We start from the raw sequence: 19,536 nt of genomic DNA on the forward strand, positions 1-19,536 counted from the left end.
TTACCTATTTCTTAGCTAAGATTTCTTTCTCATTGGCTTTAAGATCTGTAAAGCCACCAACATGCTCATCATCAATGAATATTTGTGGTACAGTTGAAATCGGGAAAGCAACTTTACCACTTTGATTCATTTCTTCGTAAAATCTAAGACGTTGAGAGTGATCATCCATTATGGTTTCTTCAAAGAATATTTCATTCTCATCAAACCATTGTTTCGCCCATACGCAAAATGGACAGCCATTTCTAGTATATATTTTTACTTTCATATTTTAGCCCTCACAAGCGATACATTCATTCTCAGATTGTTTTAACTCTGAGAATTCTACAAGCCTATTTTTTTCAACCTTCTTAGAAATATTTTCGGCTCTATTAGAAGTCTCTGTTCTTAAGTAATATAATCCTTTACAACCATATTTCCAAGCATTGAAGTGAACTTTATGGAGATAACCACGAGAAGCTCCAGCTGGAAAAAATATATTAAGAGATTGCCCCTGGCATAGATGGTTTTGACGTTGTCCACCTAAATATACAACCCAATCTTGATCCATTTCTATTGCTGTTTTAAATACAGCTTTAATATCATCACTCAAGAATTCTAGCTGTTGAACAGAGCCTCCATTAGTAATAATATCTGACCAAACTTCCTCAGTATTTTTACCAACCTTTTCTAACTCTCTTTCTAAGTATTTATTCTTAGTTAAATGTGAACCAACCCTAGTTCTTGAGGTAAAAGCATTTGCTTTCCAAGGCTCGATACTTGGCGAAGTGTTTAATATAAGAGAACTATTGGCATTAGGTGCTATTGCTAATAAGTGAGCATTTCTACGACCAGTACCAGCCATATCAGGAGCTTCACCTTTTTCAGATCCTAATATTAGAGTCTCTTCTACAGCTTGCTCTTTTATACGCTTAAATATCTCTTCATTAATTTCTTTGGCTTTTTGAGATTCAAATGGAACATTATGCTTCTGTAAATATGAGTGAAAGCCCATAGCACCCAAGCCAAGACTTCTTTCACGAGAAGCACTATATCTAGCTTTAGAAATTTCATCTCCAGCATGATCTATGAAAAACTGTAAAACATTGTCTAAAAATCTAATTAAATCTTTAATTAGAGATGTATCTTTCCATTCATCATACTTTTCTAAATTTACTGAAGAAAGACAACAAACTGCTGTACGCTTTTCATCAGTTACTAAATGAATCTCATTACATAGGTTAGAGCCTTTAATTGTTAAACCAAGCTCTTTTTGTGATTTTGGTAACGCTCTATTCGCAGTATCGATAAAGTTTAAGTAAGGTTCACCAGTACGATAGCGAGTCTCTAGAATTGTTTCCCATATTTTACGAGCTTTGACTATATCTCTAACAGTTTTGTCATCAGGATCTACAAGTTTCCAATCTGCATCGTCAGCAACTGCTTGCATAAAGTCATCAGTTAAATTAACTGCATGGTGTAGATTTAAGCACTTTCTGTTCACATCACCTGTTGGTACACGTATACCCAAGAATTCAACTATATCTGGATGAGAAACATCCATATAAGCAGCATAAGAGCCTTTGCGAGTTTTACCTTGTCTATAAGCAACCATATCTGCATCAACTGTGTGCATAAACGGTATCGGTCCCGGAGCTTTATTTGAAACAGCTCTTACATTTGACCAGTGTCCACCAACACCACCACCTTTTACTGACAGCCATCTAAGCTCAGATGAGTGTTCTATAAGGCCTTCTAATGAATCTGGAACATAAGATAAAAAGCAACTTATTGGCAATGATTTAACTTTTGCACCTGGAAGAGGGGCATTTGAAAGCACCGGAGATGCAAACATAAACCAACCTTTAGATGCAGCATCATATATGCGTTGCGCAAGGTTCATATCGCCAAAAGAGTATGCAACAGAAGCTCTTGCAAAAGCATATTGTGGAGAGGGTTCATTCTCTAGACAATAGTAATTAGTAAGCAATTGTTGTGCTTGTTCTGATAGCTCATGATCCTTAGATATATCTATATGGATGCCAAGGTATTTTTCATTAGACATAATAAACAAAAACCCTATTTAAATTTAAAGTAATTTCAAAAATATTATATTAGTAACAAATCTATACTAATTTAGTATAATTGATTTTTAACTAAAGAAATTTTATCAATTTTTTTTGATTTTAGAATACCAAAAAGTCAAATATTACACTTGACTTTGATGAATCACTTTTGAGATGTAGACAGTACAATGGTTACTGTCTAGACATGCTAGAAAATTATTTTGATAAAATTTCAGCAGCGGCAATATTAAGCTCTTTAACTGCATTAATTGATACTTGAAGTTGCTCTCTTTCTTTATCAGAAATTTCAACTTCAATAGGTCTTACGCCATTAGCAGAGATTTCTGTTGGAACACCTACGAATAGATCTTCGTCAACACCATACATACCAGCTTTTACTTTTGCAGCACATGGAAGAACCATCTTCTTATCTCTTAGATAACTTTCTGCCATTTGTATACCTGCAGCAGCTGGAGCATAGTAAGCAGAACCTGTTTTAAGTAAAGCTACAATTTCACCACCACCACTTCTAGTTCTAGCTACTATAGAATCTAGTCTTTCTTGGCTAATTTTGCCTTCTTTGACTAGTTGCTCTAGAGATACACCCGCAACATTAGACATTTTTGTAAGAGGTACCATGGTATCACCATGTCCACCCATTACATAAGCCTGAACTTGCTGTACAGAGACATTAAGCTCATCTGCTAAGAAAGTTCTAAATCTTGCAGAATCAAGTACACCAGCCATACCAACAATCTTATTATCAGGTACACCAGAGAACTTTTGTAGCATATTTACCATGATATCAAGAGGATTCGTGATACATATAACAAATGCATCTGGGCAGTTGTGCTTGATACCTTCGCCTACAGCTTGCATTACTTTAATGTTGATGCCAAGTAAATCATCACGAGACATACCAGGCTTTCTTGGTACACCAGCTGTGACTATTACCACATCAGAGTGTTCTAGATCTTTATAATCATTTGTACCTCTAACTTTGAAATCAACTCCTTCAATAGGGCAAGTTTGTAATAAGTCTAGAGCTTTACCCTGAGGCATGCACGGAGCTATATCAAAAAGAACCACATCACCTAGCTGCTTGATTAGTGATAAATGAGCAAGTGTTCCACCAATATTACCAGCACCAATAAGCGCTATTTTCTTTCTAGCCATTAAAATCTCCTTAATTATGCTAAAAAATGAATCAAAATAGATATTTCATAATTATAACTAATAGTTTAGCTGTTATTCAATGAAAACTTTTGTAACGATTATAGTTTATAATTATAATAGTTTTCAATTAAACTGATTTGTCTTTTTATATGTTAAAAAAAATTATGAGTAATGTAGGCTTACTAGTGGGAATTGTAGGTCTAATAATATTTATGTTTGGTTTAGTTGAAACAGATGTTGCTCAGAAAAATCTTATAGTTTTTTTTGCAACTTTTTTCTTATTCTTATCAGCTGTGATCCAAAAAGAGCCATTTTTTAGTGGTTTGCAAGGTATTGCATTTGTTAGTGCCACTATGGTTTTTTTTAGTTTTTCTCAGATATATAATTTACTAGTATTCATAGTATTGGCAATTATATTCTCAATTACTTATTTTAGTAAGTATAAAATAAATATAGCTAGAGTTTGTGCTTTTATAGGGCTTGTAGCGTTATGTTTTGGTATACTATTGAGTAGAAATGAACCTATGATTGTATGTGGTATAGTTTTGGCTATTTATGCTGTATTTTCAATTAGAGAAGGTTATACGGTGGGTTGGGTGTTCTTGATACTCAATCTGTTGTTTGCAATTGTCGCAGCTAATGCGATATTTGGTTTTATTTAAGAAAGGACTTCAGTTATGAGAAAATTATCTTTTTTAGATCGAATTGTTGAAGAAATTGATAGTTATGCAAGATTTACAAAGCATCCTCTTAATCCCAATAGAAAGTCTCCAGCTGGTGATATAAGAGATGGTAAGTTATCTGATGAGGATAAAAAACACGCAGCTGGACTGATGCGAGTTGATTATACTGGAGAAATTTGTGCTCAAGGACTTTATAGAGGGCAAGCATCTGTAGCAAAATCAGTTGAAACAAAAGAGCACTTATATCACGCAGCTGACGAAGAGTATGACCATTTAGCTTGGTGTGCGGAGCGACTAGATGAGTTAGAGGCAAAGCCTAGTTTACTAAATCCATTTTGGTACTGGGCATCTTTTGGTATAGGAGCTACCGCTGGCTCTATTAGTGATAGTCTAAGTTATGGTTTTGTTGTGGAGACAGAAAAACAAGTTATGAAACACCTGGATTCACATTTAAAAAACTTACCAGTTAATGATAATCGCTCACGTGAGATACTTAAACAAATGTACCTTGATGAATCTGAGCATGCAATTGAAGCAGAGAAAGCTGGAGGCAAAAAGTTACCTAAACCTGTAAAAGCTATAATGAAGCTTCAGTCAAAAGTAATGACTACACTGGCGTATAGATTCTAAATTTTACAGTCTTTCAACTGTGACTTATATAAATTAGTATAAGCTTTAACTTTATTTGCTATATTTTTATCTTCTTCGATTTTAGCCTTATTTTTGAATGTGCCAGCTTTGTAGCGCTTATATCCAGTTGCTCCAAGCATATATGCCATATATAGATTTTCGCTATCACTCATTTTAAGTTTTAGAGATTTTGAAAGTTGTGCCATATACCAGCCTATAAACTGTACACTATCATCAAAATTATTTCTTTTAGCATTTTGCTTAACTTCTTCTTGGAAGTGTTTCCATGTACTGTTTATAGCTTGAGCATATCCATAAGCAGTTGAGTAACTGCTTTTAGCTTCGGCATCGAAACGAGATTCTTGATATATAAGACCCATTGCAAAAGCTGGGGATAGATTATATTTATCTTGAGCTTTTTTTAGTGATAATTTCCAGTTAGGGTTTTGATCTAATATTTCACAAGCTCCCATATTTGCATCAACTTGTACATCTGAGGAGTTACTAGAGAAAAAAACTGCAGCTGCTACAATAATTACAACAAGTAATACATATCTAAGTCTAAACTTTTTTGGCATTTTCTAAATGACTTTTTAGTTATATTAATCATTAAGGGTAAATGATATGAGAGTATATTTCTAGGGTTTAAAATATTTTATTGATTAAAATGATTTACAACAATTTCTTTGATAACAATACCTGCTATTGTGAGACCAAATAGTGATGGCATATAGCTGAGGGTTCCATTTGTTGCTCTAGATCTGCCATGTTGATTTGGCTCGGGAGCATTAGGTGGGAGAGGGTCTATACCTTTTTGTGTTGAAAAGATAGCTTTGACTCCCTTTGCAACATGTAATTTTTTTAATCTTGTTCTCATCGCCCTTGCTAGAGCACATACATCAGTTTTATATATATCTGCTACTTTTATCTGCGTTGGGTCTGTTTTTCCACCGGCACCCATACTTGATATTGTTTTTATACCTAAGTCTTGATGAGCTACCTTAATGAGGTTTACTTTAGCATTAAGTGTATCAATAGCATCAATTACATAGTCATATTTTTCATTGCTAAGTAGCTCAAGAGTATTTTCTGGGTTTATAAAAGTCTTTAAAGCATTAACCTTACATTCTGGGTTTATATCTGCGATGCGCTCTTTCATAATATCAACTTTTGATTTTCCAATAGTACTATGAAGAGCAATTAGCTGTCGGTTAATGTTTGATGGATCTACTACGTCCATATCAACTATAGTAAGCTTGCCAATACCTGCTCTGGCAAGAGCCTCTATCACATAAGAGCCTACTCCGCCACATCCAGCTACAAAGATGTTAGTATTCTCAAGTTTATTAATACCAGTTTCATCGACTAAAATACCGGTCCTCTGTGTAATAGCATCAATCATAGTTTTATATGTATACCTTATTTATATCATCAATGTATTTATATGCAAATAGATTAGCATAGGTTTCACCAGTTACATGGTCAATTTCATTAATATCGAGCTGTACCGGTAACCAATCAGTAGTGCTTGTAACAATTTTGTTATTATCCAAAATAAAACCATCAACTATAGCATTGGCATTTTGCATAAATTTATCATAATTAAGTCGAGTTACTACAGAGTCCTCTTTGAGTGCAAATAGATACAAAGGAGTTCTGGTTTTTTTACCAAAATCAACAATATCTGCAGCTTTCATTGTCTCAATAAGTTCTTTATTGGTAAATATTTTTTCATTAAATAAGTCATACATTGAGTTGTTACCAGTAGGTATAGCGTAATGAGAAGCAGATTCTTGATTAGGGAACTTCTTGTATAATGCACTATTAAATATTGCTCCAGCAAATTGTGTATTTGGTAAATGCTGCTGCAAAAATAAAGAATCGAAGTTATAGTGTTTGTTTTCAAGATTACACTTTTCTTGTGAGAATGTTGAACACTTCATTTCAAAGAAACCTTTATCAATATCGTTTGTGCTTATAGTTTTAGATACATTGCTATAATTTAGATAACTCATAAAAGTGTTTGCCATTAAACCAGGTTTTAGCATCGATGTGATAAGTTTACTGTGTAAAAAATACTTACTAGAGTCATTGTTATCAGTCATAAAGTCTAGAGTGGTATTACTTACATCATAAGCTCCACTTAATCCAGCAGCAGCTCTATATCTATATAGTGTATCTAACTTATCTACCCCTTCACAGTTACCACGCCATCCTAAACATTTGGCTGTCCATATAGAATATGCTCCACCTTCAGAATAACCAACTGAAAATAGATTTAGTGTTGAGTTATCTTTCAGACCATATTTTTTGCGGATATCACTACTAGCATTATTCAATAAATCAACAGCTGTATTTATGGTTTGTTTCGGATATAAAACATAGGGGTGATAGTTTTTATAGTCATCTCCTTGACCAATATAGTCAGGAGCAACAACGATATATCCATTAGCGGCATATACTCCAGCGTAAACAGTATTTAGATACAAGCTAGTCTTATTTTTTTTATCTAGATTAGAAGGAACTCCAGCATTATCAAATACAGTAGGGTGATAGTATAAGACTACTCCCTTTGGATGATTGGTGTTAGGAAGCATTACAAGTCCAGATACATGAGATGTTATTTTTCCTGTAGCTGGGAAAGAATTGGTTGTAGTATATGATATTTTATCAAGTTGGATGTATTTTATATTTTTATTACCAAGAGAGCCGACATCTATGCCATAATCTTTTATGTTCTTAAAATTTTTATCACAATCCTCTTTTGATAGATTCTCATTACAGAAATATTTTGTTTTGAAATCATTTTCGATATCTTTAGTTGTCCATGTTGCCGTATTTACTACTTCTGTGTACCCCAAAGAAGATAACAGTAGTAGTCCTAATAGTGTGTTTTTTATCATGTGATTTTACTCTAATTAATTATATATCTAAGTTAATATTTCTAACATCAGTTACTGTCATCCCAGCCTTTAGAGCACTAATAAGACCTGGTACACCATCTTCAAATACATGACAGTCACGAGGTTTAACATTGTATTTATTCGCTAATAATGTAAATGCATCAGGTGAGCTTTTATTTGGGTGTGAATCATCTGCTGTAATTATGCTGTCAAAATAATCAGTAAGTCCCAGAACATCTAAAGACTTAATTACATTGGCTTGTTTGCCACCAGATATTACTACCATGGGTATTTTATTATGATAGTGTATAACTAAGTCAACTATAGGTTGGATAGGTCTAGTTTGGCTTAATAGTTCATAAGAAGCTTCTTTAATTTTTTCAGCGATTATGGGTGTTTCACTTTCATCAAATTTGAATACTTCTTTGAGTATATACTCACTAGGTAGTCCGTTATATTTATCAAAGTCGATAGATTCGACCTCTGGCTTGGTATTTTTCAATACACTAAGCCAAGCATTAACGTGTATTTTCATATTGTTTGCGATTGTGCCATCACAGTCAAAAATTAGAAGTTTTGTGTTTTTGTGAACAGGTAAAAGCATATTAAATTTTGTTAATAAGTATTGTTATCAATATTATATACGATAAATAGAGTTGACATAAGTATAATTAGAAAGCAAAATTAAGAGCGTTAAATTTTAATATTGACCATAAAACTTTGTATAAATGGAGGAATGAATTATGGTATTAGTAGGTAAAAAAGCACCTGTATTTAATACACCAGCTGTTTTAGGAACTGGTGAAATTGTTGATAGTTATGACTTTGCTAAAGCTATCCAAGGTAAATATGCTGTTGTGGTATTCTATCCACTAGATTTTACATTTGTTTGCCCATCTGAATTAATTGCTTTAGACAAAAGAACAGCTAAGCTAAAAGAGCTAGGTGTTGAGGTTGTAAGTGTATCAATAGATTCTCATTTCACACATAATGCATGGAGAAATACTCCAATTAATGACGGAGGTATTGGACCAGTTCAGTACACTATGGTTGCAGATATTAATCAAGAAATTGTTAAAGCTTATGATGTTCAGTCTGAAGGTGGTATGGCATTTAGAGGTACTTTCTTGATCGACAAATCAGGTATCGTTCGTCATCAGGTTGTTAATGATCTTCCTCTTGGTAGAAATATGGATGAAATAACTAGAATGGTAGAAGCGTTACAGTTCCATGAAGAACATGGTGAAGTTTGTCCTGCTGGTTGGAACAAAGGTGATGAAGGTATGAAAGCATCTCCTGAAGGTGTAGCTGAATACCTATCTGATCACGTTGTAGATCTATAATTTATCATTTATTCTTATACTTTCTAATTTAATCACAATTTTTGCTCATAGATGAAAAATATTTTTTTAATATTAATAAGTTTGCTAGTGCTGACTTATGATGTCTATGCGGCAAATGATGTTGCAGATATAGATACTCAAAAAAAGTTAGTTAATACTGATAAATCAAAAGCTAATACTTCTCAAGATAATTCTGCTTTAGATACGGTCGAACAGTATGAAGGAGAATCAATAGCTCCCGGGACAACGTTTGATGTTGGAAAAACTCTTCTAAAGCTGTCTCGTGCTGATAAAGTTAAGCCTCCATTCTATCAAGGGATAAAAAATAATGTAATACTTTCTCAAGCAATGCTTAATACCCAGCAAGAAACCGGAGATCCTGAGTTTATCATTTTATCACGCCAAAACGGTTTGCTAAAAGATGACTATCTATATGTGGGAGGAATGGCTTCTTTTATTCCAACCTGGGGGCTAGATACTCAAAATGGCGTATCATCACGTTCAATTAATAACTATTCACTAGAGTATTATGTAGCAAGTACTTTAGGTGATTGGACATCTGTTTTTGCTTCTTTAAATACCTATACTATTGATGGTAAGTGGTCAGCAACTCCCGGTGGAGTATATTTTATATTAGGTAATTTGAATAAATTACCTGTTTATTCATATGCTGCACTATCAACTGTGAATTTTGGGAATTTTGATGAGTCTACTAATATTATACCTACCTTAACACGTTTGTATTTTATGCAATCTGGGGGTAATGTGAATCTTTCGTATAATAAAGATGGCTTGCAGACAAATTTTGTATTCTTAGCTTCATCTAAGGATGATTTTTTGAAAGTAGCTAATGCATATGAAGGTAACTCTAAGTTAAGTTTTTCTGTAAATATGAAATATACCCAAGATTTACAAAGTGTTGGAGATTATTGGTATGTTGGAGCAGCGTATTCAAATGTTTCGGGCTTTACAAATGACTATAATGACAACGTCGGAGTCGTGGACTTTAATGTGGGGATGAATATTAGCAAATTGGAGCTTGTTAATGAATTTGTGTTTACAGATAAAGGTGTAACCTCAATGACAGATGTTTCGGGAGGTTTTAATTTAAGAGAATCTTTTGCATCATCAATTTTTCCAGATTTAAAGTCGAATGATTTTTTGACTAGTGGAGGTAATGTTTTTGGCTGGTCTTCACAGCTCGACTATACAGCGAATGTTATGAATAAGGATTTTGTACCATTCGTGAGTTACTCTCAGATCCAACAAGCATCTGATAATTATGCGGCATCTTTGGCAACTGGCTTTAGATATAATGTTTTTGCTGATGGGTGGCTTGGTTTTAGCTATACGTATGTTAAAGGAAGGGCAAAAACTTTCTCAGAGCAAGATAATATTATGACTATGTATTTGAGAATATTTATATAAAATTAGATTGTTTGAGTATATGGTGCGATTAAATATAATTGATAGTAATTAGCAGACTATAATGTTATATTAATGCACACTAAAGAATTTAAAGGGGATTATTATGTCTGAGTATCCTTCATGTCCTAAATGTCAATCCGAATATGTTTATCAAGATGGTGAGTTACTAATATGTCCAGAATGCGGTTATGAATGGCAAATTAATGAATCTATTGATGAACAGTTGGTTATCAAAGACTCAAATGGTAATCTTCTTGCTGATGGTGATACTGTAAGTGTTATCAAAGATTTAAAATTAAAAGGTTCATCAAAAGTTATTAAAGTTGGAACTAAGGTTAAAAATATCCGTTTAGTTACTGGAGACCATGATATAGATTGTAAGGTTGATGGTTTTGGGGCTATGAAATTAAAATCTCAATTTGTTAAAAAAATATAAAATGAAGTATATAAGGTTATCTTTTTTTCTTATCTTTGGATTTGTATGTAGTTTTTGTTATGCATATTACATAGAAGAGAATGGCAAAAAAATTCCTGTGAGTAAAAGAGTGGCTGATACTATAGATGATATAGAAATAAAAGAAGGTGAAGCACTAAGCCAACAACAAATAGTTGACATAATAGAAGAAAATGACAAGGACTTAGATAGCAAAGAATTGTAGTTTCATGTTTAGAAAGATAGTAGCTTTAGCAAGTATTTTAGTATTATTCCCATTTAGTGTAGCTGTCAGTGCTGATACAAGTTCTGATCCAGCTGATGCTAGTTCTGTAGAAAGTGGCTATGATCCTGATAATATTCGTCGGCTTGAATCTAATGCTTATAGAAGAGTCTTTCCTAACCAAGATTATATCTTTAATAAAGCTCCACTAAGTACAGCACAGCAAGAGAAAGTTGCGCAGCAAGCTATTCAAGACTTATCAATCAAAGAAGGTGAGGCTCTTACAGATAGTGAAAAACGAGCACTAGCTAAGAAAACCTTTGATACTAAAGTTAACCAAGCACTAAATATTGATTCTATAAAAACTTCTTGGTTTAACGGCTTTAGAGTTAGTGAAACGTTAACTCATGCAATGCTGAATGTTCAGGAAGATACTGGAGATCCTCTATTTATGCTCCAAGCAAGACAGCAAGGTATTTTAGATGATAATTATATCTACTTTGGAACAAAAGTAGCATTGATTGATTGGCAAAGACTAAATAGAGTTCCCCAAGGAGGTGAAAATAGACTTTTTTCTTATGCAGTAGATTTTTATGCGGCATCAACTATTTCTAAATGGTTTACGTCACTCGTTGGGTTTACGTTATATCAAGATCACAGTGATGAAGGCTTCAATGTACGTCCAAATACATTATATTTTATTCTAGGAAACCTTTCAGAAAGTCCATTTTTTGGTTATGTGGCAAACTCAACTGTGATGTACGGTAACTTTGATATTGTTTCGAACTATGTCTCGACGTTGACTAGGACATATTTTATGCAGTCAGGTGGGAATATAAATCTTTCTTATCATACACAAGATTTGCATCTAAATGCGGTACTTTTAAATGCAAACCCTGATAGCTATTTTGGTGTAACTAATGCTGCTAGTAAAAGTGGTGTGGGGTTTTCTTTAAATAGTAAATATGTCTACGAGATGGATACAGTAGGGGATTATCAGTTTTTTGGAGCTGCGTATTCAAATGTATCAGGTTTCCAAACTAAAAATGGTGGAAATGTTGGCGCATTTGATTTGAATTATGGCCTAGCTATTTCAGATATTAACTTTGAAGCAGAAGCTCTTTTAACAGATAGGGGTGTTGGAGGAGTCAATGACTCTTCATCTGTTAGCCCAAATAATATTGCTGGTGTACCTTTTTTTGGTTCCGTAAGGCCTAGTGCAGCTTTGATATATGATAATTTCTTAGGTACAGGAGAAAATGTTGCTTCTTGGTCATTACAGTCAAGTTATACAGCAACAATATATGGTAAAAGATTTATTCCTTATGTTGATTATTCACAAGTTTTACAAAATAAATCAAATTTTGCTTATCAATACGGCGCTGGCGTAAGATACAATGCTTTCTATGGCTCTTGGTTGGGTTTAGATTATACAAATATTTACTCTCGTAGTAGTAATTTTAAAGAGAGACAGAACTATCTTTCTCTCAACTATACGTTATATTTATAGTAATCTACTGTTATACTAAAGCTTAGTAACAAAATAGAGAAATTTTGATGTCTAGGCAAGTTTTTATAGATACTGAGACGACGGGTTTTGATTATAAAATAGGTAACAGGATTATAGAATTCGGGGCTGTTGAAGTCATTGATAGGAAAGTTACAGGTAATAATCTACATTTTTATTGTAATCCAAATTATGAAGTTGAGGCTGGAGCTTTAGCAGTTCATGGTCTAACTAATGAGTTTTTGGCAGATAAGCCACTCTTTGAAGAAAATGTTGAAAAGATGATTGATTTTCTTAAAGGTGCCGAAGTTATTATCCATAATGCTGCATTTGATGTGCCATTTATAAACTGGGAGCTTGGGCTTCTGAAAAATAATAAGTATGGCACTCTAGAACAACATGTTGCGAAAATCGTTGACAGCTTGGAACTTGCTAGGAAGAAACATCCTCTTCAGAAAAATAATCTAGATGCTCTTTGTAAAAGGTACTACATTAGAAATGATCATCGTACTTTCCATGGAGCATTATTAGATAGTGAGTTATTGGCTGATGTATATCTTGCAATGACAGGGGGACAAACTAATCTTACTTTACACACTGCAAAAAATGCTAGTAAAGATAATATAGATATTGATTTTGGTAAATTAAATTTACGCTCAGCTAATGAAACAGTTATTAATACCTCTGAACATGATAAATATCTTTGTGAGTTATTAAGGTTGGAAGAGTCAGCTAAATGGTAAGAAAAATAATATTTCCCGAAGCTAAAAAGGAAGACTTAATCTATGCTGGCAAGGATTTTTTTGCTCGAGATTTGTTCTTAGAAAAGAATACTCATCAAGTTTGGTTAGAACTAAAAGAAGCAGCAGAAAAAGAGGGTATTCTTTTGTATATAGTTTCTGGTTTTAGAAGTTATGATTATCAGCAAAAAATTATAGATAGAAAACTAGCTAGTGGTCAAACACTTGAACAAATTATGCGAGTAAATGCTCTGCACGGAGAGAGTGAGCATCATACAGGTAGAGCTATAGATTTGACTACTGGAGATGAAAAAGAAGTTTTAACAGAATCTTTTGAAAATACATTAGCTTTTGAGTGGTTAAGTAAAAATGCTCACAGGTTTGGTTTTAAGATGAGTTTTCCGCGTGATAATGATTATGGGTATATTTATGAGCCTTGGCATTGGTGTTATCAAAGATGAAAAAGAAAAAATCCAATAAGCTATTAATATTAGCGTTGTCAGTAGTTCTTTTGAGCTCGTGTACAACCACAAAAAAAGATGTCACAAAAATAAAATTTGCATCTTATAATTATCCATGGATATTTGCTCCAGTGCGAAAAAATCTCGTAGAAGATAATATATCTGAAGCAATAAATGAAAATAATAATATCGCTAATATAAAGCAGTTAAAAAACCTTAATAATTTGGAGTCTGGAAGATTACTGCAGTTTAACGATAACTACTTAGATTCTATAAAATTTTATGATCTAGCGATTAAATCTATCCCTAAAGATAAAGACCAGTCATTAGAGCAAGCAAAAAAGTTTTTATTAAATAAAAATACATACAACTATTATGACATCAAAACATCATATAATATTCCAGACTATGCAATAAGCTTTTTGTATACATATCAAGCACTAAATTATTTAAAAACGAATGATGTTAATCAAGCACTTAAATCACTGGATAGTTTAGAGACTGCCAAAATATGGAGAAATGAACAAAATATAATAGCAGGTGGTATGAAGGAGCTTGCTAAAGAGGATCTTGATAGAAATGATATCACTAGCGATGAATTAGGCTTAGATAACTTTAAGTCATTAAAAGCCATGCTTGAATTTTCATCAATAATTCCTAATGCTTATGGTAATCCAATGGCTTACTATCTAAAAAGTTTATTGGACTCAGCTATTTCAAAAAATTATCAGGAATCTTTGAACGACCTTGAAAATGCTCAAAAATATACAATTGGTAACAAATATCTTGATCAAACAGCTAATGAGTATCGATCTGCAGTAGCTGGTGAAATATCTCCCTTTTCTATGGGAATGGGTAGAGTTGTGGTTTTTTATGAACAAGGCCTTGTCAATATACGTAAATCTGCACAAGTTAATCTTGATTTAGGCAATATAGGAATCAAGAAACTGGAGTTTCCTGTATACAAAACAAAATATAGTTTTTTTGAGCCGAAAAGAGTAGTAATTTCATCGGGAGGTAGTGCATTAGTAGATACTTATACAGAGACATTACTTGACACGACACTATATGCTATGAAATCGCTCATAGAGAGTTACTCTAGAGTTGTTACACAAAGTGTTGTTATTGAGGCATTTAAATATGATTATGATAAAAATTTTCCTCTAGGAGGGCTTTTGGGCAGTCATTTAAAATTTGACCTATCAAATACTGATCCGAAGCGAGCAGATATGAGATCATGGTTGTTATTACCCAATAGCATTGACCTATTCGAACAACAGATTGATAGTGGCAACTATACAATTCAGGTTAATAATATTCGTCAAAAAATAGATGTAAAACAAGGCAAGACTACTTTATTGTGGATTGTAGATATTGGCAAATTCAAAAAAGTATATTATTTTATTTTTTAGTAGTATAAAGTTGCTCTTATTATATTTTAAATTAACTAATCATTTGTATTTTTATTATTTTCTATTAAATAATTTCAAAGTAATCTAATTAATCTAGCACGAATTATATTTACTCATAGCAGTCCAAGTGATATAAATTAAAGTACAAGAGGCGTAATTTTGAGGTATTTATGAAAAATATCGTAATACTTGGTGCCGGCAGAGTCGGGTCTTTGGTTAGCTGCTTACTGGTTGAAAGTGGTGACTATACTGTTCATTTAATTGATAGATACATTCCTCATGACAAACCAGTTTTGGAAAAAAATGTAGATAATTTGATATACGTAGAGTTAGATGCTACAAACTCTTCAGACTTAAAAAACTATGTGCAGCAGAATGATATAAAAACTATAGTTTCATGTTTACCGTTTTTTCTTAATAAAGATATAGCTAAAATAGCAGGCGAGTTAGAGCTTAACTACTTTGACTTGACAGAAGATGTAGAGGCTACTAACTATATCAAAAGTATAGCTGATAAAGCAGAAAATAGTTTCTTTGCACCGCAATGTGGCCTAGCTCCAGGATTTATAAGTATTGTATCTAATAATCTTATGCAAGAGTTCGACTCAATTGATACCGTACGTATGAGGGTAGGAGCTTTGCCTTTAAATGTTTCGAATACACTTCAATATGGTTTGACTTGGTCTACAGAAGGCCTAATAAATGAATATGCAAAGCCTTGCGAAGGAGTCGTTGATGGTAAAAAAAGAACTCTAGCTCCATTAGCTGATGTTGAAGAGATTAAAATAGATGGGCTTACCTATGAGGCTTTTAATACCTCTGGTGGTATTGGCTCGATGATCGAGACTTATGCAGGTAAGGTTAAAAATATAAACTACAAAAGTATCCGTCATCCAGGGCATTGTGATAAGATGAAATTCTTAATGCAAGATATGAAGCTAGGCGAAGATTTGGATACTATGGTTAAAATCATGGAAAGAGCGATTCCAAGAATTAATCAAGATGTAGTTCTTATCTATGTATCAGTAGATGGTATCCGAAAAGGCTTAAAAGCAGAGCGTCATTTTGCGCAAAAATACCCTTCAAAACGTATGTTTGGTAAATATTTCTCAGCATTACAATTAACTACTGCTACAAGCTTGTGTGTAAGTATAGATCTATTGCTTAACTCTAAAGATAATCCTACAGGGTTTATAAACCAAGAATCTATATGTTTACAAGAGTTTTATGATAATAGATTCGGTAAGTACTATAGAAATTCAGGACTTTTGATACAAGCAGATTAATTTGGGGGACATAATGAGTATTTTACAAGAATTAAATTTAGGTTTAGAAGCGTATATAACTGATGATAATAAAAATGTTATAGAAACTTTAAGTCCAGCAACTGGTGAGCTTTTAGCTAAAGTTAAAAATCAAAACCTAGATGATATGCAATATGCTATTACAAAGGCTGCTGAGGTTGCTAAACAATGGCGTCAAATTCCAGCACCTAAAAGAGGAGAGTTAGTTAGACTTATTGGCGAAGAGCTCCGTAAAAATAAAGATTATCTAGGAAGCTTAGTATCTCTTGAGATGGGTAAATCTAAGCAAGAAGGTGATGGCGAAGTTCAAGAGATGATTGATATGGCAGATTTTGCAGTAGGACAATCACGTATGTTATACGGTGTGATGATGAATTCTGAGCGTCACGATCATAGAATGTATGAGCAATGGCATCCATTAGGAGTAGTTGGAGTTATTTCTGCATTTAACTTTCCAGTAGCTGTATGGTCTTGGAATGCTTTTATAGCAGTCATTTGTGGTAATACTGTAGTGTGGAAACCGTCCGAAAAGACACCGCTATGCTCAATTGCTGTACACAATATATGTCAAAAAGTAATTCAAGAGCATGGTTATCCTGAAATTTTTTATACAATAATTTCTAAAGAGATTGAGGTTTCAAAGGCATTAGTTAATGATGAAAGGGTAAATTTAGTATCTTTCACAGGTTCTACAAAAGTTGGTCAAGATGTAGGACAACAAGTAGCAAAAAGATTTGGTAAGTCAATTCTAGAGTTAGGCGGTAATAATGCTACAATTATTGATGAATCAGCTAACCTAAAATTAGCAATACCAGCAGCTGTTTTTGGAGCAGTTGGTACAGCAGGGCAGAGATGTACTTCTCTAAGAAGACTATTTGTACATGAATCAATCTATGATTTGGTCAAAGATAAAATGGTCAATGCTTACAAACAAGTTACAGTTGGAGATCCGTTAGATCAAAAAAATCTTATGGGACCTCTTATAGATCAAGCATCAGTTGATAATTTCTTAAAAACTGTAGATCAAGCTACAATAGAAGGCGGTAAAATTTTAACTGGTGGTAAAAAAATTGCAAAAGCTGGCTTCTTTGTTGAGCCAACAATAATTGAAGCAAATGCTAATATGCCAATAGTGGCAGAAGAGAATTTCTGTCCTATTTTGTACATAATGCCATTCAAAGATATTGATGAAGCAATCAAATTCAACAATAGTGTTAGATATGGTTTATCAAGCTCTATATTTACTGATAATATCCAAAATGCAGAGAAGTTTTTATCTAGTTCAGGCAGTGATTGTGGTATTGCGAATGTGAATATTGGTACATCAGGTGCTGAAATTGGTGGCGCGTTTGGAGGTGAAAAGCATACTGGTGGCGGTCGTGAAGCTGGTTCAGATGCGTGGAAAGCATATATGCGACGTCAGACTAGCACAATCAATTATGGTAAAGATTTACCATTAGCTCAAGGAATCAAATTTAATCTGGAGGATTAGTTTATGAGTTTTAAGATTTTAGATAAACTTTGGGATCAGTATATTGAAACTAATTCACATGTTAAGCAAGTTTATGATTCTTTTGTGGCTGAGGGTGAAAAGCCTGTCAATGATCATATAGCATTAAGAACGTTAGATAATCCAAAAATAGATATAAATGTGCTATCAAAGCCCTTTATAGATATTGGCTATAAGGTATATGGACATTATGACTTTGACGTCAAGCGATTAAAAGCTATTCATCTTGAACATAGTGATCGTAATCAGCCTAAAGTGTTTATTAGTCAGCTTCTAGTTAGTGAATTTAGCCCATTCTTACAAAAAACGATGGAAGCTTGTGTAGAAGGTATACCTAATAGTTTACTGAAGAATCCTGAAGCTTTGTTAACATCAGGTGCAAGTTGGAGCTTTATAAGTTACAAAACTTATCAAAAACTTCTTGAAGAGTCTGAATATGCCGCTTGGTTTTATGCTTTTGGTTTTAGAGCGAATCATTTTACTGTCTTTATTAACGATTTGAAAAAATTTAGCGAAGTTTCTGAAGTTAATGATTTTCTAAAATTGAATGGCTTTGTATTGAATAGCTCAGGTGGAGAAATCAAAGGAACACCAGCAGATTATCTAGAACAATCAAGTACAATCTCAGGCAACTCTGAAGTTAAATTTATAGAGGGGTGGAAAGAAATTCCTTGTTGTTACTATGAGTTTGCAAAACGCTATCCTGATCAAAGTGGTAAGTTATATCAAGGTTTTGTAGCCAAATCAGCAGATAAGATATTTGAAAGTACTAATGCTAAATAATCTATTTATAGTTTTTTGAAATTATCTCACTAATCTTGGTAAATAAGTCCTCATAGATAGAGCTTTTACGCATAACTAAATCAATCTCTCTGTAAAAATCTCTATTATCAATATCAATATATTTAACATTTTCAGTTTTCATGCGTGCTGTTTCGGGAATTAGTGTAATGCCCTCATCAATGGATACCATTTGTCTTAATGTTTCTAAGCTACTACCTTTGAAATCATTATTATTAAAATCTTTTAATGAGCAGAGTTTTAAAGTTTGATCTCTCAGACAATGTCCTTCATCTAATAGCATAAGATTTTGCTTAACTATTTCAGTTATGCAAATTTTTTTGCTTTTTGCTATGGGATTAGTCTTTGCTACAGCTACGTAGAATTTATCATTAAAGACTTTTTTTCTTTTAAACTGATAGTTATCGGTAGGAGTCGCCAAAAGAGCAAAGTCAATCTTACCTTGATCAAGCATACTTACAAGAGTATCAGTTTTTTCTTCAATTATGGATATACTCAGATTAGGGAAATCTTTCTTGATAGCAGGTAGTATTTTTGGCATTAAATACGGACATAATGTTGGAAATGCTCCTATCGAGATACTTATTTTTCCATTATTTAAGTGCAGTTCTGATATTTTTTTTAAGTTTTTTACTTCGTCTAGAATTTTATAGGCTTGGTTAACTATTTTCATACCAGCTTTTGTTATAAGTACTTGTTTTGTACCTCTTTCAAAGATTTGTATACCTATAAGCTCTTCAAATTTTTTTATTTGCATACTAAGAGCTGGTTGACTGACAAAGCACTTTTCTGACGCTGTAATAAAGCTTTTAGTTTCATATACAGAAATGATATATTCAAGAGTACGAGTATTCATATAAGTAAAGCTTATAGCTAGTATAAATATAATATATTTTAAATTATTTATTAAAGCAATACAATAACAGTGTAACTTAACAAA

General features: G+C 33.1%; 21 protein-coding genes. 13 read left to right on the forward strand and 8 right to left on the reverse strand.

The annotated features are described in order from the left end of the window. Positions 1-4 precede the first annotated feature (4 nt). The 3 genes from F0R75_RS03200 to mdh all read right to left on the reverse strand — a co-directional run bounded on the left by F0R75_RS03200 (position 5) and on the right by mdh (position 3,218). Positions 5-265, reverse strand: coding sequence for a glutaredoxin (locus tag F0R75_RS03200; protein WP_041263737.1), 261 nt, complete (start codon positions 263-265; stop codon positions 5-7). Between the two features lie 3 nt (positions 266-268). Beyond that, entirely contained in the window at positions 269-2,041 is a 1,773-nt protein-coding gene (locus tag F0R75_RS03205; RefSeq protein WP_146422091.1) for a ribonucleoside-diphosphate reductase subunit alpha, read from the reverse strand. 217 nt (positions 2,042-2,258) lie between these two features. Then, a complete protein-coding gene (mdh, locus tag F0R75_RS03210; RefSeq protein ID WP_149368361.1) occupies positions 2,259-3,218 on the reverse strand; it encodes a malate dehydrogenase in 960 nt (319 codons plus the stop codon). Between the two features lie 149 nt (positions 3,219-3,367). Here mdh and F0R75_RS03215 point away from each other — a divergent pair, with 149 nt between their 5' ends. Then, a complete protein-coding gene (locus F0R75_RS03215; protein ID WP_146422093.1) occupies positions 3,368-3,880 on the forward strand; it encodes an MFS transporter in 513 nt (170 codons plus the stop codon). A gap of 15 nt (positions 3,881-3,895) precedes the next feature. Further along, the gene (coq7, locus tag F0R75_RS03220; RefSeq protein ID WP_149368360.1) at positions 3,896-4,531 is read left to right on the forward strand and encodes a 2-polyprenyl-3-methyl-6-methoxy-1,4-benzoquinone monooxygenase; all 636 of its coding nucleotides are present in this window, start codon (positions 3,896-3,898) and stop codon (positions 4,529-4,531) included. On the opposite strand, the gene F0R75_RS03225 is transcribed toward coq7, so the two are convergent. The 4 genes from F0R75_RS03225 to F0R75_RS03240 form a co-directional block, all read right to left on the reverse strand. After that, on the reverse strand, positions 4,528-5,109 hold the full coding sequence (locus F0R75_RS03225) for a transglycosylase SLT domain-containing protein (RefSeq protein ID WP_146422095.1): 582 nt from the start codon (positions 5,107-5,109) through the stop codon (positions 4,528-4,530). The genes coq7 and F0R75_RS03225 overlap by 4 nt on opposite strands. Positions 5,110-5,186: 77 nt before the next feature. Further along, a complete protein-coding gene (locus F0R75_RS03230) occupies positions 5,187-5,933 on the reverse strand; it encodes a tRNA threonylcarbamoyladenosine dehydratase (protein WP_149368359.1) in 747 nt (248 codons plus the stop codon). Between the two features lie 4 nt (positions 5,934-5,937). Then, positions 5,938-7,434, reverse strand: coding sequence for an alpha/beta hydrolase family protein (locus F0R75_RS03235; RefSeq protein WP_149368358.1), 1,497 nt, complete (start codon positions 7,432-7,434; stop codon positions 5,938-5,940). Between the two features lie 19 nt (positions 7,435-7,453). Then, positions 7,454-8,038: an HAD family hydrolase gene (locus tag F0R75_RS03240; protein ID WP_149368357.1), complete on the reverse strand. Its 585-nt coding sequence runs from the start codon at positions 8,036-8,038 to the stop codon at positions 7,454-7,456. A 139-nt stretch (positions 8,039-8,177) separates the two neighbouring features. Here F0R75_RS03240 and F0R75_RS03245 point away from each other — a divergent pair, with 139 nt between their 5' ends. The 11 genes from F0R75_RS03245 to F0R75_RS03300 all read left to right on the forward strand — a co-directional run bounded on the left by F0R75_RS03245 (position 8,178) and on the right by F0R75_RS03300 (position 18,578). Further along, a complete protein-coding gene (locus F0R75_RS03245) occupies positions 8,178-8,777 on the forward strand; it encodes a peroxiredoxin (protein ID WP_013923032.1) in 600 nt (199 codons plus the stop codon). Positions 8,778-8,828: 51 nt separating this feature from the next. After that, entirely contained in the window at positions 8,829-10,205 is a 1,377-nt protein-coding gene (locus tag F0R75_RS03250; protein ID WP_149368356.1) for a hypothetical protein, read from the forward strand. Between the two features lie 103 nt (positions 10,206-10,308). Beyond that, a complete protein-coding gene (locus F0R75_RS03255; RefSeq protein ID WP_013923034.1) occupies positions 10,309-10,641 on the forward strand; it encodes a zinc ribbon domain-containing protein YjdM in 333 nt (110 codons plus the stop codon). A 1-nt stretch (position 10,642) separates the two neighbouring features. Beyond that, positions 10,643-10,864 carry a hypothetical protein gene (locus F0R75_RS03260; RefSeq protein ID WP_146422099.1) on the forward strand — a complete coding sequence of 74 codons (222 nt, stop codon included), beginning with the start codon at positions 10,643-10,645 and terminating at the stop codon, positions 10,862-10,864. Between the two features lie 4 nt (positions 10,865-10,868). Continuing rightward, a complete protein-coding gene (locus F0R75_RS10130) occupies positions 10,869-12,371 on the forward strand; it encodes a hypothetical protein (RefSeq protein ID WP_187986008.1) in 1,503 nt (500 codons plus the stop codon). Positions 12,372-12,418: 47 nt separating this feature from the next. Further along, complete coding sequence (gene dnaQ, locus F0R75_RS03275) at positions 12,419-13,111, forward strand: DNA polymerase III subunit epsilon (RefSeq protein ID WP_013923037.1); 693 nt, start codon at positions 12,419-12,421, stop codon at positions 13,109-13,111. Continuing rightward, on the forward strand, positions 13,105-13,569 hold the full coding sequence (locus F0R75_RS03280) for a M15 family metallopeptidase (protein WP_149368355.1): 465 nt from the start codon (positions 13,105-13,107) through the stop codon (positions 13,567-13,569). The genes dnaQ and F0R75_RS03280 overlap by 7 nt, the downstream gene beginning before the upstream one ends. Further along, positions 13,566-14,981 carry a COG3014 family protein gene (locus F0R75_RS03285; RefSeq protein ID WP_149368354.1) on the forward strand — a complete coding sequence of 472 codons (1,416 nt, stop codon included), beginning with the start codon at positions 13,566-13,568 and terminating at the stop codon, positions 14,979-14,981. Before F0R75_RS03280 ends, F0R75_RS03285 begins: the two co-directional genes overlap by 4 nt. Positions 14,982-15,151: 170 nt before the next feature. After that, entirely contained in the window at positions 15,152-16,267 is a 1,116-nt protein-coding gene (locus F0R75_RS03290; RefSeq protein ID WP_149368353.1) for a saccharopine dehydrogenase family protein, read from the forward strand. Between the two features lie 13 nt (positions 16,268-16,280). Continuing rightward, positions 16,281-17,777: an L-piperidine-6-carboxylate dehydrogenase gene (amaB, locus tag F0R75_RS03295; protein WP_149368352.1), complete on the forward strand. Its 1,497-nt coding sequence runs from the start codon at positions 16,281-16,283 to the stop codon at positions 17,775-17,777. Positions 17,778-17,780: 3 nt separating this feature from the next. After that, positions 17,781-18,578, forward strand: coding sequence for a DUF1338 domain-containing protein (locus tag F0R75_RS03300; protein WP_149368351.1), 798 nt, complete (start codon positions 17,781-17,783; stop codon positions 18,576-18,578). 1 nt (position 18,579) lies between these two features. Here the strand turns inward: F0R75_RS03300 and oxyR are convergent, their stop codons facing one another. Then, entirely contained in the window at positions 18,580-19,452 is an 873-nt protein-coding gene (oxyR, locus tag F0R75_RS03305; RefSeq protein ID WP_149368350.1) for an oxidative stress transcriptional regulator OxyR, read from the reverse strand. Positions 19,453-19,536 lie beyond the last annotated feature (84 nt).

It is taken from the genome of Francisella marina, from assembly GCF_008369785.1.
In the GTDB taxonomy this organism is placed as follows: domain Bacteria; phylum Pseudomonadota; class Gammaproteobacteria; order Francisellales; family Francisellaceae; genus Francisella; species Francisella salimarina.

Bases quoted from the DNA above. Each gene is read 5' to 3' on its own strand.
- F0R75_RS03200 (WP_041263737.1), bottom strand. From the start codon at position 265: ATGAAAGTAAAAATATATACTAGAAATGGCTGTCCATTTTGCGTATGG.
- F0R75_RS03205 (WP_146422091.1), bottom strand. From the start codon at position 2,041: ATGTCTAATGAAAAATACCTTGGCATCCATATAGATATATCTAAGGAT.
- mdh (WP_149368361.1), bottom strand. From the start codon at position 3,218: ATGGCTAGAAAGAAAATAGCGCTTATTGGTGCTGGTAATATTGGTGGA.
- F0R75_RS03215 (WP_146422093.1), top strand. From the start codon at position 3,368: ATGTTAAAAAAAATTATGAGTAATGTAGGCTTACTAGTGGGAATTGTA.
- coq7 (WP_149368360.1), top strand. From the start codon at position 3,896: ATGAGAAAATTATCTTTTTTAGATCGAATTGTTGAAGAAATTGATAGT.
- F0R75_RS03225 (WP_146422095.1), bottom strand. From the start codon at position 5,109: ATGCCAAAAAAGTTTAGACTTAGATATGTATTACTTGTTGTAATTATT.
- F0R75_RS03230 (WP_149368359.1), bottom strand. From the start codon at position 5,933: ATGATTGATGCTATTACACAGAGGACCGGTATTTTAGTCGATGAAACT.
- F0R75_RS03235 (WP_149368358.1), bottom strand. From the start codon at position 7,434: ATGATAAAAAACACACTATTAGGACTACTACTGTTATCTTCTTTGGGG.
- F0R75_RS03240 (WP_149368357.1), bottom strand. From the start codon at position 8,038: ATGCTTTTACCTGTTCACAAAAACACAAAACTTCTAATTTTTGACTGT.
- F0R75_RS03245 (WP_013923032.1), top strand. From the start codon at position 8,178: ATGGTATTAGTAGGTAAAAAAGCACCTGTATTTAATACACCAGCTGTT.
- F0R75_RS03250 (WP_149368356.1), top strand. From the start codon at position 8,829: ATGAAAAATATTTTTTTAATATTAATAAGTTTGCTAGTGCTGACTTAT.
- F0R75_RS03255 (WP_013923034.1), top strand. From the start codon at position 10,309: ATGTCTGAGTATCCTTCATGTCCTAAATGTCAATCCGAATATGTTTAT.
- F0R75_RS03260 (WP_146422099.1), top strand. From the start codon at position 10,643: ATGAAGTATATAAGGTTATCTTTTTTTCTTATCTTTGGATTTGTATGT.
- F0R75_RS10130 (WP_187986008.1), top strand. From the start codon at position 10,869: ATGTTTAGAAAGATAGTAGCTTTAGCAAGTATTTTAGTATTATTCCCA.
- dnaQ (WP_013923037.1), top strand. From the start codon at position 12,419: ATGTCTAGGCAAGTTTTTATAGATACTGAGACGACGGGTTTTGATTAT.
- F0R75_RS03280 (WP_149368355.1), top strand. From the start codon at position 13,105: ATGGTAAGAAAAATAATATTTCCCGAAGCTAAAAAGGAAGACTTAATC.
- F0R75_RS03285 (WP_149368354.1), top strand. From the start codon at position 13,566: ATGAAAAAGAAAAAATCCAATAAGCTATTAATATTAGCGTTGTCAGTA.
- F0R75_RS03290 (WP_149368353.1), top strand. From the start codon at position 15,152: ATGAAAAATATCGTAATACTTGGTGCCGGCAGAGTCGGGTCTTTGGTT.
- amaB (WP_149368352.1), top strand. From the start codon at position 16,281: ATGAGTATTTTACAAGAATTAAATTTAGGTTTAGAAGCGTATATAACT.
- F0R75_RS03300 (WP_149368351.1), top strand. From the start codon at position 17,781: ATGAGTTTTAAGATTTTAGATAAACTTTGGGATCAGTATATTGAAACT.
- oxyR (WP_149368350.1), bottom strand. From the start codon at position 19,452: ATGAATACTCGTACTCTTGAATATATCATTTCTGTATATGAAACTAAA.